The organism is Bacteroides cellulosilyticus DSM 14838, assembly GCF_000158035.1.
In the GTDB taxonomy this organism is placed as follows: domain Bacteria; phylum Bacteroidota; class Bacteroidia; order Bacteroidales; family Bacteroidaceae; genus Bacteroides; species Bacteroides cellulosilyticus.
Window position 1 is genome coordinate 96,427 of sequence record NZ_EQ973492.1, and the last position, 13,150, is coordinate 109,576.

At 46.2% G+C, this 13,150-nt stretch carries 9 protein-coding genes, 3 pseudogenes and 1 riboswitch; of the genes and pseudogenes, 2 read left to right on the forward strand and 10 right to left on the reverse strand.

Annotated features, from left to right (window positions below; all coding sequences use genetic code 11):
* Positions 1 to 348: pseudogene (locus BACCELL_RS18410) on the reverse strand (leucine-rich repeat domain-containing protein); the annotation flags it as partial.
* A 140-nt stretch (positions 349 to 488) separates the two neighbouring features.
* Between BACCELL_RS18410 and BACCELL_RS18415 the strand changes: the two are divergent.
* Entirely contained in the window at positions 489 to 1,373 is an 885-nt protein-coding gene (locus tag BACCELL_RS18415; protein WP_007213490.1) for a CPBP family intramembrane glutamic endopeptidase, read from the forward strand.
* Here BACCELL_RS18415 and BACCELL_RS18420 read toward each other — a convergent pair.
* The 6 genes and pseudogenes from BACCELL_RS18420 to BACCELL_RS18440 all read right to left on the reverse strand — a co-directional run bounded on the left by BACCELL_RS18420 (position 1,368) and on the right by BACCELL_RS18440 (position 8,925).
* The gene (locus BACCELL_RS18420; protein ID WP_007213491.1) at positions 1,368 to 2,417 is read right to left on the reverse strand and encodes a ribonucleotide-diphosphate reductase subunit beta; all 1,050 of its coding nucleotides are present in this window, start codon (positions 2,415 to 2,417) and stop codon (positions 1,368 to 1,370) included. The two genes, BACCELL_RS18415 and BACCELL_RS18420, sit on opposite strands and share 6 nt — an antisense overlap.
* Positions 2,418 to 2,438: 21 nt before the next feature.
* Positions 2,439 to 4,957: pseudogene (locus BACCELL_RS18425) on the reverse strand (ribonucleoside-diphosphate reductase subunit alpha).
* 62 nt (positions 4,958 to 5,019) lie between these two features.
* A riboswitch (cobalamin riboswitch) is annotated at positions 5,020 to 5,235 on the reverse strand.
* Positions 5,236 to 5,325: 90 nt separating this feature from the next.
* Positions 5,326 to 7,459 (reverse strand): annotated as a pseudogene (locus tag BACCELL_RS18430) (Tex family protein).
* Positions 7,460 to 7,879: 420 nt separating this feature from the next.
* The gene (locus tag BACCELL_RS26135) at positions 7,880 to 8,293 is read right to left on the reverse strand and encodes an N-acetylmuramoyl-L-alanine amidase (protein WP_081450833.1); all 414 of its coding nucleotides are present in this window, start codon (positions 8,291 to 8,293) and stop codon (positions 7,880 to 7,882) included.
* Positions 8,294 to 8,295: 2 nt separating this feature from the next.
* Positions 8,296 to 8,403 carry a smalltalk protein gene (locus BACCELL_RS27785; RefSeq protein WP_149920649.1) on the reverse strand — a complete coding sequence of 36 codons (108 nt, stop codon included), beginning with the start codon at positions 8,401 to 8,403 and terminating at the stop codon, positions 8,296 to 8,298.
* 39 nt (positions 8,404 to 8,442) lie between these two features.
* Positions 8,443 to 8,925: an HU family DNA-binding protein gene (locus BACCELL_RS18440; RefSeq protein WP_007213498.1), complete on the reverse strand. Its 483-nt coding sequence runs from the start codon at positions 8,923 to 8,925 to the stop codon at positions 8,443 to 8,445.
* 209 nt (positions 8,926 to 9,134) lie between these two features.
* Here BACCELL_RS18440 and BACCELL_RS18445 point away from each other — a divergent pair, with 209 nt between their 5' ends.
* On the forward strand, positions 9,135 to 9,353 hold the full coding sequence (locus tag BACCELL_RS18445; RefSeq protein WP_007213500.1) for a DUF4248 domain-containing protein: 219 nt from the start codon (positions 9,135 to 9,137) through the stop codon (positions 9,351 to 9,353).
* A gap of 241 nt (positions 9,354 to 9,594) precedes the next feature.
* Here the strand turns inward: BACCELL_RS18445 and BACCELL_RS18450 are convergent, their stop codons facing one another.
* The 3 genes from BACCELL_RS18450 to BACCELL_RS18460 all read right to left on the reverse strand — a co-directional run bounded on the left by BACCELL_RS18450 (position 9,595) and on the right by BACCELL_RS18460 (position 12,534).
* Positions 9,595 to 11,400, reverse strand: a complete 1,806-nt coding sequence (locus BACCELL_RS18450; protein WP_007213501.1) for a DUF3987 domain-containing protein — start codon at positions 11,398 to 11,400, stop codon at positions 9,595 to 9,597.
* Positions 11,401 to 11,436: 36 nt separating this feature from the next.
* Positions 11,437 to 12,063 (reverse strand): BT4734/BF3469 family protein, encoded by a 627-nt coding sequence (locus tag BACCELL_RS18455; RefSeq protein WP_211211333.1) that lies wholly within the window; start codon positions 12,061 to 12,063, stop codon positions 11,437 to 11,439.
* Positions 12,064 to 12,261: 198 nt separating this feature from the next.
* Positions 12,262 to 12,534: a hypothetical protein gene (locus BACCELL_RS18460; RefSeq protein ID WP_007213503.1), complete on the reverse strand. Its 273-nt coding sequence runs from the start codon at positions 12,532 to 12,534 to the stop codon at positions 12,262 to 12,264.
* Positions 12,535 to 13,150: the final 616 nt, after the last annotated feature.

Below are 13,150 nucleotides of genomic sequence, written 5' to 3' on the forward strand. Positions count from 1 at the left end.
TTTTCCGGTGAAAGTACTGTCGCTGGTCTGCTGGCAGAATGCATAAGCCGGTACACAGTTGGGCGGATAAATATAGAAACGGTCGGGGTAAGTGCCGCTTTTACCTGCGTATGTACTGATGGATGCGTTGGAGATATCCAGCACTTTCAGATTCTTGAATTCATCGCGCAGATGTTTGAAGTCAATGGCATTTAGTTTTCCGGTCAATGTAAGATGGGTGACGCTGTTGGCTTCATCCTCAGTGAGCATGGATACCAGAGTGCCGGGCTTGGCTACAAAAAAAGTTTTATTATTAGCTGGTGTGCCTGCATTTTGTGCAACTGCTGCGTAAGTACATGCAGCCAGCATTATAGTGGCTAATGTTCGTTTTAGTTTCATGACAGTAATAGATATGTTTAGACAAATATACGCTTTTTGCAGGAATTTGCTTTCTATTTTTAATTTTATAGGTATTTTTGCTGGGGTATTAACATATAGAAACTAAGGATATGGAATCAATGAACGAAAATATAAATATTGCCCCGCAAGAGTCGAAACTTGTCATTTATCTGGTTGTTGCAGCAAAAGTTATCGTTTATATACTTTTGATGCTGGGATTTGCCGGAGTATTGGGGGCTGTTTGCATCAAAGCGGTCTCTTTTTTTAAGATAGATGGAATTTTGAAAGAAGTTGTCATGCAAAGTAGTTTTCTGGCGGGAACTTTCCTGGCGGCTTGGGTTCTGCTGAAGAATTGGGACCACCTTCCGATTACAGACTTGGGTTTATCCCTGAAAGGACGGGCTAAAGACATCTTCTGGGGTACATTCGTTGCCTTGGCTATCTATACTGTCGGATTTGGAATATTATATGGGTTGGGAGAGGTTGAAATTACTGCCGTACACTTTAGCGCGTACGATTTTCTGCTGTCTTGGATATTAATGTTGCTGGTTGCCCTTGCAGAAGAGATTGCCTTTCGCGGTTTTGTCCTGGGGCATTTGCTGACCGCAGGTGTCAATCGTTTTGTGGCATTGTTTCTTTCGTCTGCATTGTTTTCCCTGATGCATATTTTTAATCCCAATTTTTCTCTGATTGCTTTTCTGAATATTTTGTTGGCAGGGATTTTAATAGGTTCTACCTACATATATACGCGTAATTTATGGTTTCCTATCGCTCTTCATCTTTTCTGGAATTGGCTGCAAGGTCCGATTCTTGGTTTCGAAGTAAGCGGAGGACGATTGGGCGGTACTTTATTGTCTTTAGAATTACCGGAAGAGAATATCATCAACGGCGGTGCATTCGGGTTCGAAGGTTCTGTTCTGTGCACCGCGTTGATGATTATTGCTATTGCGATTATTCTGAAGATACAAAGCCGGAAAGTGAATCAACGATTATAAGTCATCTTCCAGCGCTGTACTCTTGGCGTAAGCCGTACTTTTGGCTTCAAAGAAATCGGTTTTCACCATATTGGCGTTTGAATACTGCAACACCCAGTGCATACTTTCCGGTTCTTTCCGGTTGTGCTCGTATAGCGGAGGATTTCCCAGACTGCTCCAGCGTAGGTTGCCCAGATAGTGAATATAGTCAGCAATCATTTGCCGGTTGAGTCCCTGTATGTTGTCGCCTATAACGTATTGTCCCCATTCAATTTCCTGTTTCACTCCTTCGCGCATCATATTCTCGTATATCTGCACTTTATCGGGGGTAAATAATTCCGGTTCTTCTTTTTTCAGTTCCAGGATGATGCTGCGAAACAACCAGAGATGCGTGTTCTCATCTCGGTTGATATAACGGATTTCTTGAGCGGAGCCGGACATCTTCCCGTTCCGGCTCAGATTATAGAAAAACATAAAACCGCTATAAAAATAAATACCCTCCAGAATATAGTTGGCAATTAAAGTCTTCATTAGCGTAAAGCCATCCTGACTTTCCTGGAATTCATTGTAACAGTTACCGATAAAGGTATTTCTTTTTAATAAATGCTCATCCGTTTTCCATTGGTAAAGAATGTCATTGCGTTTCTCCGGACTACAGATTGTATCGAGCATATAGCTGTAACTCTGACTGTGCACACATTCCTGAAAAGCCTGGATGTGCAGGCAAAGATTTACTTCGTTGGCCGTGATGTATTCGCTGATAGTGGGCAGATTGTTGCTTTGCAGGGAATCCAGAAATACCAGAAAACTTAGGATTTTGTCGTAAGCAGTCCGTTCGGCTTCATCCAGCAGGGGATAATCCTTCGTATCCTGAGTGAGATTGATTTCTTCGGGAATCCAGAAATTGTTCATAGCCTGGCGATACCAGTCGCTTACCCATTTGTATCGCATATTATTGAAATCATTCAGGTTTGTCGTATTACCACCGATCATTTTTCTGAGGCGGATTTCCGTATCACCTGAAGGGTTGAACAGGGCATTTCTCTTTAGTTTTTTTGCTTCCATATTATTTTAGTTTTTAAGTTTTTATGATGCGCAGCTTTCACACTCTTCTACTTCCAGAGATTTGCTACGGACGTAATAGACTGTTTTCACTCCACACTCCCATGCCAGCAGGTAGAGATTCAGCACCTGGCGCATGGTGAATTCATTGGTGATGTAAAGGTTCAGGCTTTGTGCCTGGTCGATATGCAACTGGCGGACACCGGCGGCGCGGATGCTCCATTGCTGATCCGTCAGATAGGCACCTTTGTACAACCAGAATGTTTTGTCAGACAGTGACGGGGCTACACGTGGCAACATGGCTCCCTTCTTCTCTTCCAGGAAAAAGCGTTTCATCACCGGATCTGTTCCTGCGGTGGTTCCGGCTATGATGCTGGTGCTGCTGGTAGGGGCTATGGCCAGCAGATAGGCATTTCTCATTCCGGATGCTGCAACCTTTGCGGCCAGTGCTTTCCATGCGGGTGAGTCATAATTGCGTTTTGTAAAGTAAGCTCCGGTTTGCCAGTCGCTTCCTTCAAAGTAGTCGTACCGTCCTTTTTCTTTGGCCAGTTCGGCACTCGCTTCGATGGCGGCGTAATTGATACGTTCAAAGATCTTGTCCATGAAGCTAAGATGTTCCTCGCTTTCCCAGCGTATGCCACGGATGCAAGTGCATGGTGATATCCGCTGACTCCTAAACCGATGCTGCGATAATGATGGTTGGTTATCTGTGCAAAAGGGATCGGATAAAAATTGAGGTCGATGACATTGTCGAGTGCACGGACCACTGTTGCCACTTTTTCTTTCATCTGTTGCTCGTCTTCCAACGGTAGATGTCCCAATGAAAGACTGGCGAGATTACATACCACGAAGTCGCCGGGACGGACTGTTTTCACCACTACCATATCCCCATCCTCCGTGCGTATCTCAGTAGAAACTGTCTCTATGGCCGACATGTTCTGTGCAATCTCCGTACAAAGGTTGGAACAGTAGATGATTCCCCGGTGATTGTTGGGGTTGGCGCGATTCACGGCATCACGGTTGAAAGTGAAAGGTGTGCCTGTTTCTACTGCTGACCGTAGCACCAGTCTGACGATATCCTTAATGCTCATGCTGCGTTTGGAAAGACGGGAATCGTTTACGCAATCCAAATATCTTTTCTCCCATTCTTCTCCGTAATAATCTTCCAGGCAATATCCTTTGATGGTCATTATTTCATTCGGACAGAATAAATACCATGATTGGTTCAAATCCTCTTTCGCCATCCGCCAGAATAAATCCGGATAGCATACCGCCGGAAATATGTCATGGGCTTTCATGCGGTCATCCCCGTTGTTGGTGCGCAGTTGCAGAAATTCAGGCAGGTCCTTGTGCCATACGTCCAGGTATACGGCTACTGCTCCTTGTCTCATTCCCAACTGATCTACGGCAACGGCTGTGTCGTTCACCAGTTTCATCCACCGGATAACTCCTCCTGCCACACCTTTGAAACCCCGTATATTTCCACCGGCCGCACGTACTTTGCCGAAATACATTCCCATACCTCCACCGAACTTGCTGACCATGGCGAAGTTGTCAATGCTTCGGTATATACCTTCCAGACTGTCGGGCACGGTGTCGATGAAGCAACTGGACAATTGATGATAAGGTTTTCGGGCATTGGCAAGTGTAGGAGTAGCCATGGTTACCTCCAGTTTACTCAGCAGATCATAGAATTTTCTTACCCATTGCAAACGGTTGTGCCTTTCCGGCATTGCAAGATGAAGGGCAATACCCAAATACATTTCTTGTACGGATTCAATCGGTTCATGGGAGCGTGTACGGATAAGGTAGCGTTTGACAAGCAGATCCAGTCCGGAATAGTTGAAGAGCTTGTCACGCTCCGGACATATAAATCCTGCTACTTCTTCTATTTCTTCCGGTGAATAGGAGGCTAAAATATAACTGCCGTATAATCCTTCGTCCGTGAGATAACGCAGCTTTTCATAGAAAGACAGGACACCGGCGAACTCTGCCTGTTCAGTCAATTTCTTGCTTAACTGAAAATTGAGTAATCGGGCGGCAATAAACTCCCAGTCGGGGGCTTCCTGGGTAGTTAGCTCTACAGCCGCTTTTATAAGAGCCGTTAACCGTTCGTTCGGTGTCATTTCCGGTTTGTAGAAACTGGAGAATTTTTCGGCAAGCAGGGTCAGGCTGTATTCATTGCGCGGGAAGTCTTGCCCGATACCTTTCAGGGTGTCCGTTATTGTTTCGTCGCCAGTTTCATTTACTATGTGGTTGAGGGCTTTTCTCCGTTCTGTCCGTTGCCAGCGATAAAGGATATAGTTTTTGGCTTCGGCATAAAAGCCATGTTCCATCAGGGACCGCTCCACTTCATCCTGGATCCGTTCTACGTGGCGATTGCCGGTGTCACTGAGGATGAAATTTTCCACTTCATTTACCAGCGTGAGTATTGTTTCATCCGTAACACTTTGTCCGGTGCTGGCGAAGCTTTTTCGTATGGCAATGGCTACCTTCTCCTTGTTGTAAGGCTCTGCCATTCCATTTCTCTTGGTTATTTCCATGAGATGTTTATGTATAAAATTATTGTATTATTTCGCACTGTTTCCCTAATCCCACGAGTAGAAACAGCCTTTGATGAATGGTAGGTCTTCTGACTGACTCTTTGTTTTCAATGCCTTCCCGATGTCTTCTTTTCTACTGCAAGACATTCAGTGGCTATGGTGTTATTGAAAAGTTGTATAGAGCTTCACAGCAGCGGGACTGTCCGGGATTTTCACCCGATTCCCTTTTAATCCGAATGGCAGAAGAGCCATTCGGAACCAATTCGGGAACAAAGATAATTAATATTGTAATGGTTACAATATTGAGAAGGTTTAAAAATGGAGAATTATACTATTTTATTAGATAGCGTGATCTGGATATGATTGTATCATGAAGCGTCACTAACCAATTTCAAAGCAATCCGCTTGCGGTCCATATCCACACTCAGCACCTTGACCCGGACATGCTGGTGAATAGAGACAATCTCATTCGGGTCTGAAACGAAACGGTCGGCCAGCTGCGAAAGATGGATCAGACCATTCTCTTTGATACCTATGTCGACAAATGCGCCAAAGTTGGTGATATTGCCTACGATACCGGGGAGTTCCATACCTTCGCGCAGGTCGTTGATGGTGCGTACATTCTTGTCGAACTCGAAAATCTTTATCGGACCTCTCGGGTCGCGTCCGGGTTTTTCCAATTCTTGCAGAATATCTTTTAATGTCGGCATACCCACGGTAGGAGTGAGGTATTTCTCCGGTTTTATTTTCAGGCGGAGCTCCTTGCTGGCGATAAGTTCTGCTACGCTGCATCCCAGGTCTTTTGCCATCTGCTCTACGATGCAATAACTCTCAGGGTGTACGGCCGTATTATCCAAGGGGTTTTCAGCCTGTGGAATACGAAGGAAACCGGCGCATTGCTCAAATGCTTTGGCTCCCATACGCGGTACTTTCATCAGTTGCTTGCGGGAGGTAAATGCACCGTTTTCCGCACGATAGTTCACGATGTTTTGTGCCAGCTGAGGGCCTAAACCGGAAATATACGTCAGCAGGTGGCTACTTGCCGTATTCAGATTTACACCAACCAGATTTACGCAGCTTTCTACGGTCAGATCCAGTGATTTTTTTAATTTCGTCTGATCCACATCATGCTGGTATTGTCCCACGCCAATGGACTTCGGATCTATTTTCACTAGTTCCGCCAATGGGTCCATCAGGCGGCGGGCAATAGATACGGCTCCACGTACCGTGACGTCGTATTCAGGGAACTCATCCCGGGCAATTTTGGATGCGGAATAGATAGAGGCGCCCTGTTCGCTCACCACAAATACCTGAATGTCCTGTCTGAAAGTTTGATGTTTCAGAAAATCTTCGGTTTCACGACTTGCGGTTCCGTTGCCTACGGCGATGGCTTCTATCTGATAAGCTTCCACCATTTTTTGTATTTTGGATACAGCCTCTGCGGTTTTGTGCACCGGAGCATGCGGATAGATGTTCTCATTGTGGAGCAGGTTGCCTTGTGCGTCCAGGCATATTACCTTACAACCTGTACGGAAGCCCGGATCAATGCCCATTACCCGTTTTTGTCCCAGCGGAGAAGCGAGCAATAGCTGGCGCAGGTTCTGGACGAATACCCGGATAGCTTCTTCATCGGCCTGCTCCTTGCTTTGTGCGGCAAACTCAGTTTCGATGGACGACTTCAACAGGCGTTTGTAGGCATCTTGTACGGCCTCCGCCACTTGTTCTCCGCAAGCGTTGTTGCTACGGACAAAGCGGCGTTCCAGACGCTCTACACATTCCTCGTCATCAGGACTTATGCTGACTTTCAGCAGACCTTCGGCTTCGGCACGACGGATGGCGAGCAACTGGTGCGAGGTACATTTCTTCAGTGGTTTACTGAATTCGAAATAATCCCGGTATTTATCTGCTTCAGTTTCTTTTCCTTTCACTACTTTGGCGGTGATGACGGCTTGCCGGGAGGAAGGCAAAACGCACGGTGTTGCGTGCCTGTTCGTCTTCGCTGACCTGTTCGGCAATGATGTCCCGTGCCCCTTTCAGTGCGTCTTCGGCATCTTTCACTTCTCCTTTGACGTATGCTTCCGCACGTTTCTCAGGGTTGGGTTCCCGTTGCAGCATCAGTAATGTCGCCAGTGGTTCCAGTCCTTTCTGGCGGGCTACTTCCGCACGTGTGCGGCGTTTGGGTTTATAGGGTAGGTAGATGTCTTCAAGAATGGTGCTGTCCCATGTTTCATCAATACGTTTTTGCAGTTCGGGAGTCATTTTCCCCTGCTCGCTGATGGTGTTGATGATGGTCTCTTTCCGTTTGGCTGTTTCGTTCAGCTTCTCATAGTGTGTTTTGATGGCTTCAATTTGCACTTCATCCAGTCCGCCGGTAGCTTCTTTGCGGTAGCGACTGATGAAGGGAATGGTAGCTCCGTCTTCCAATAAATCAAGTGTATGGCCGATTTGCTTCTCGGAAATGCCGAGGGCGGCGGAAATCATGCGATGGAATAACTGTATCATGTTGAGTCGTTTTTTGAATAATGAGGGCCAAAGATACGAAAAATAAAGGAATCAATCCAGGAAGGGTTAATTCTTTTTGGACGGGTTATGAACTAAATGATAAATAATCTTTTAGACGCGGATGACACGGATAACGCGGATCTTTTTTTATCCACTTTTATAGCGCAGCCTTTTAAATCCGCGTTATCCGTGTCATCCGCGTCTAAAAAATAATATACCAAATGGCGCTAATCACTTATCACCAAACACTAATCACTTTTGTTCTTTTCTTTTCTTTTCCGTTATGAATTAATTCACCACAGAGTAACACAGAGTTTAATCAATTTGAAATCAAAAGAATAGAACTCCGTGAAACTCTGTGTTACTCTGTGGTGAAAACTCATTACCTATCCCGTTTCGAACCCCAAAAAGGGAGCCTTCTTACAGCCCCCTATATTCCCTTTCTGCCTTGAAGCAAGGGCAAGGTTTCATGGGATTCAGGTCATGATGACCTACAATCAGAGCGTGTGGAAAGATGCGCTTCAATTCGCGGAGTAGTGCAAGCAGCGATGTTTTTTGCTCTAAGGTGCGAGTGTCGGATGGCTGACTGTCGGCATCCAAACCTCCTTCATAACAGATACCGATGGAGTGTCGGTTATGATTGAGGCAATGCGCTCCGACTTTTTCCGGTGGGCGGCCACGGTGAATCTCACCGTCACGGGTCACGTAGAAGTGATAGCCGATGTCACTGAAGCCGCGGTGGCGAATGTGATCGCGGCGGCAATCTTCGAAGCTCAGGCCCACGCCCTGAGGCGTGGCCGAGCAGTGAATAATGAGTAGGGTAATCGTGCGCATGTCTACTGGCAGGCGCCTAACCCTAAAGCTCCCGCAATGGCGGTGGCTACGGTGATGATTACTTTGAGGACAATGCCCCACACGTTTTTTGACTTCTTTTCTTCATTCATAATGATTGATGATTTATAATTTATTATGTGAATCAGGAGTTATCCCAACGGATTTTCGTCGAGACCACCGCCGTCTCCTCCGGAACCGCCACCGGGAGTATTGTCGGACGAGCTGCCTCCCACGGTGTACATGGAAGACTCTTTCAATTGTCCTTCCAGATTAATCTGAGCATTACTCAGCTCACCCGTGGCACGGGCGCGGAGTTTCAACCCCTTTACGTTGTTAGCCAGTGAGAAGTCGGCGGCAGATTTTGCGCCTTTTTTGCTGACAATTCCTACGGAAAAAATTGCCAGATCATCCATTTTTACATTCTTTCCATCCAGAATAAGTTCCTTGGTGCAGGAAACCATATCCGTCAACACTCCCTTGATGACACCACTTGAGTAGGGAGTATTGTGGTTAGACATGTGTTTGGCAAGTTTCTCAATGTCGAACGTCTCTTCAATTACGGGACGCGCATACCAGAAACCTTTCAGCGGGCTGTTTTCGCCCGTCACTTGATACTTTTTGTAACGAATCATAGTTTGTAGATAATTTAAAAATTAATACTTGAAAATTCATGCTGTTGAACTCAACAATGCAAAGGTAATACTGCGGGTATGGGCGTTTGTCTCTTTCTGGTTGTTAGAGCCGATTAGGGGCGGTTTTAGTCTGTTATTTCTATGTATATACTTGATAATGTCATGATTTATCGCTACCTTTGATGAAATATAACACATGAATATCAGATATGAACTCTTTTGAAATCCGTACCTATGGGCGTACTGAACTTGCCCAACTCTATTGTCCCGATCTCTGTCCGGAGTCTGCCTACCGTAAGTTGAAACATTGGATCGATCTTTATCCCGGTCTGCGTGCCGGTCTGTCCGCCCTGGGGCTTTCTCCCCGTTCACGCTCCTATACGCCCGCCCAGGTGAGCCTGATAGTAGGCGCACTGGGGGAACCTTAAAGCTAAGGTTTGGGGACGTAAAGCTGAGGTTTAGCGGTGTGAAGCTGAGGTTGGGAGATGCAAGGCTGAGGTTGAGGGATGCAAGGTTGAGATTGAGAGATACAAAGCTGAGATGAGGCTTTGTAATGGTGAGGTTGGTACACTTGGTACAGAGGTTCACCCTTCCCTTTCGCTTCACACACACACGTGCGCGTATATAATGTGTGAGTCCCCCTGCTAATCACTAATCCCTCACCACTTCTTACCGCTTACCCGGCTTGCGATAAGTGCCGTTTCTGTCCGTACTTTCCACCAGACCGTGCTTCTGCAGGCGCTTCAGCCAGGTGGAGGCGGTTTCGGGCTTGATACCCATCTCTTCGGCTCTATGTATGAATTCAGCTCGTGTAAATCTCTCCCCCATGCATTGCACAAGCGCATCGCGGTCGGCATTTCCCCGACTGGTCACTTGGGTGGCGGGCAGGAAGGAGAGTATGTGGATGGCGTGGCTGTAGAGGCTTTCGGCGAGCGACAGCACAGCGTGGAAATCGTCGGAGGTGATGCTGAGATCCCATAGGGTGATGATATGGTCTTTCAGATTGTCGGGATTGGTGCCGGGATCGGGCGATACATTGGGTGAACGGGTTATCTCCCCTTGTTCCAATGCGCGGAGCATTGCCACTACCTCCATGATGCGGCAGATGTTGATGGCCAGACGTGCCACACTGCTCGACATTTCACTGCCGTTTGACAGTTCTGAACGGGTGAATAGATTGGAGAACAGTTGGTTGAAATCCTTCTTCTGTCCGTCGGTGAGGCGTAGTGTGAAAGTTCCGCCCATGACGATAGCCTTTAGTTTTTCTTTCCATTCCATGCCCAGCGTGTTGAAAGTCTCTTCGAGATTATTGTCGTTGAGATCGAACTGGTCTTGCCAGTGGTGTATACCGTGCATGTAGTAGAATAGTTCTCGGGAGAATAGCCCGTTTTCGGTAGTGGGTATCAGTGGTTTTACCTGTGCGGGGGTACCGGACAGGAGTACGGCAAGAAACACCTTTTTCACTTCACGGTATTCCCGGTCAGTGCGTCGGTTGTAGGAGATCCGGTCGTGGTCGAAAGCCTTTCGCATGGTGTCGCTCCAATGTCCGTATTCTGAGCCGATGGCGGTGGATATGGTGTCGGCTTCGCTTTCGCATATCAGGCCTGTTCCGTCGGAATCTATCAGGTTTTGCAGGATGCCGGTTCCCGTATTGTTACCGGGGATGAGGAACATCTTGTCGGGAGGCATCATGGGCGCTTCGGTCTTCGCCCGTTCTTTGCCCAACGCTTCGTACTTTGATTTTTCACGCCGGTAGCATGCCATACTTTCAGCCGTCTGCTTTCGGATCTCATCATGAAAGGGCTCTACCAACAGGCGTACCAGTGATAGTATACCTTTGCCCGATGTGGATGGTGCCACGACAAAAGTTTGCAGGCAGGGCGACGTCATTTTTCCTCCATAAGCACACCGGACGTTCCGCCCCATACTTGCCCCCAGCACAGTGACCGTTCCCAATAGAAGAATATCGTATTGTGTGCGGGAGGTAGCGCAGCTCAGGATACGCCCCAGGGGATAAGGCCACCGGGTGCGTTCGTCGAAAGTGGGTAGAGGTGATATCGGGTCGCTACCCGTTGCCGTGTCTTCTTCGCATATGCTTACTTCTTCTCCTTCTTTACGTGCGCGTGTGTGTGAAGCGGAAGATGAGGGTGAACCTTGTGTACCAAGTGTACCAACGCCGGATGGAATTTCGGCTTGAATTTTTACGCCGCACAACTCGGCCAGGTGGAAGGCTGTGCCTATATGTACGTCGTTGTGTCCGGTTTTCAGCGCGTTGCTGAATAGTTTTTCGGCTGCCTGCGGGTCATACTTTGATGAAAGGCTACACAAGGCGAGAAAATCCTGACGGCCTGCCTCTCCGCAGTCCGTGGCGATGGCAAAGGCAAGTTGTATATACTCTTGATAACTGGGAGCGATGTCTGCTCCCGCATTCCTGACGGCTTCGGTCAGGAGATGCAATGAAGATATTGGTTCCATTGAATGCTTAATTTGTAATTTGTAATTCGTAATTTATTACTCGCCATTTGTAATTCTGATCAACGCTCCCGGATCATGGCATAGGAAACAGGGCGTACGAGGTCTTTTCCCGACCGTATCCACTCCTTTTCCCGATTGCTGGTGGTCGGTGTCGTACATACAGTGCACATAGTTCATGGCCCAGCGGATTCCATCTGTAGCACTTTGCCCTATGGCGCAGGGCACGAAGGCTTTCACACCCTGTCCGGTGGGGCTGACGAACACTAAGGCAGGGCACAGATAGGGATCGTCGAATAACAGTTGGCGCAGTTTTTCGGCTTCTTCGGTAGATTCAAGATGGTCGATGTCCACTACTACCAGTCCGGAGGCTTCTTCTATGCAGTCACTTCGCCGGCGGGTGAAGACTCCGCAGGGAGTCACGTAGGGCAGTGTCTGCTGCTTCAGGAGGCGGCAGGTATTGTCATCACCCAGCAGTGCGGCGTTTCGTACTTCGTGGGTGAGTGCGGCAAGTTTCGCGTTTGAAGTGATAAGTTTGTGTACTTCGTTCACATCCACTGTGCGTAGTGGGGTTAGTGTGGCATTTCTCAGGTTTTTTCCGGAAATTTTATCTCTTATCGGTGAGATAGGAGGCATGAATAGCGACATTCTGAAAATGTTTTCCATTGCGTTGTTTCTTAGTTGAGTAACTTTCATTTTTTTTATTTTACTTCGGCAGTCTGTCGGGCATAAAAAAGAGAAGATGTCACTTTGGGATAAAGCGGCATCTTCTCATAGCGGGGCTTAATCTTTGCTAAAGCGAGAGCAAAGATAGGCTCTTTTGCAACATGTTATTCAACACTAATTCATACCTGTATTTTGTTATTATTTTCTCTTTTTACCTCTTGGGTTTTTGAAGTCGCATTCTTTGGCAATATCTGTCAATTCCTGTCTTATGGTATTGACAGCTATCTGTTTACCATTATTTTTCAAAAACTTTTCGTTTTTATATAAAAAACGTGCAAGCGTTGTCAATCCGTTTTCCGGCGATACGTCCAGACAGTTTGTTATATAGAGTTCCAAATATGCTTTTTCTATAATATCCCTGCGGTCGATTATTCTCGTAATGGTAGCTCCTGTTTTGGGACCTCTTTTCAACCTAATCCTTTGTTTAATTGATTGTTTACTGTTGTTTTCGTTCTCTTTTGCAGTTTTTTTTTGCTGCTTTATTAGCTTTATTATTTTTCATACTTCTAATGATTTTATGTCAGAATTAGTGATGAAAAAATATGTTGCAAGTTACGAAGGTAAGTGTAAAAAGAAGAGTGGACAAGAATATTGGGATAATATTGATTTTATATACTGTTTTACGACGCTTAATTGACTGATATATAATTTGTTGGAGTGAAAACGGATAGGTGTTCAAAAAACGTTCGTTTAATGGACACCAATATTTGTAAAGAAAATGTTTCTTATAAAAACATCAAGTTGAATAGATATTAATGATATTTTTTTAGAATATAAAATCTTATATATGAGATGCTTACATGAGGAAAAGAGAGCCTGAAAAAATATTTTTATCAAACATTTTGGTCATTCAAAAAATACCTTTTACCTTTGCGCCCATTAAACGAACGATTAAAAGACAACTAATCTTCCTTAATCACCCGTTTATAGCTTTTGGCTCCAGAAGCTCCACATAGATGTTTCACAGCTTCTTTTTCCGCGATGGTAGGAAGTTCTGAAATGAAATGAATGCAGTATAAGTTATTAA

Excerpts from the sequence above, each read along its gene's own strand:
- BACCELL_RS18415 (WP_007213490.1), top strand. The coding sequence starts at position 489 with ATGGAATCAATGAACGAAAATATAAATATTGCCCCGCAAGAGTCGAAA.
- BACCELL_RS18420 (WP_007213491.1), bottom strand. The coding sequence starts at position 2,417 with ATGGAAGCAAAAAAACTAAAGAGAAATGCCCTGTTCAACCCTTCAGGT.
- BACCELL_RS26135 (WP_081450833.1), bottom strand. The coding sequence starts at position 8,293 with ATGCGCACGATTACCCTACTCATTATTCACTGCTCGGCCACGCCTCAG.
- BACCELL_RS27785 (WP_149920649.1), bottom strand. The coding sequence starts at position 8,403 with ATGAATGAAGAAAAGAAGTCAAAAAACGTGTGGGGCATTGTCCTCAAA.
- BACCELL_RS18440 (WP_007213498.1), bottom strand. The coding sequence starts at position 8,925 with ATGATTCGTTACAAAAAGTATCAAGTGACGGGCGAAAACAGCCCGCTG.
- BACCELL_RS18445 (WP_007213500.1), top strand. The coding sequence starts at position 9,135 with ATGAACTCTTTTGAAATCCGTACCTATGGGCGTACTGAACTTGCCCAA.
- BACCELL_RS18450 (WP_007213501.1), bottom strand. The coding sequence starts at position 11,400 with ATGGAACCAATATCTTCATTGCATCTCCTGACCGAAGCCGTCAGGAAT.
- BACCELL_RS18455 (WP_211211333.1), bottom strand. The coding sequence starts at position 12,063 with ATGGAAAACATTTTCAGAATGTCGCTATTCATGCCTCCTATCTCACCG.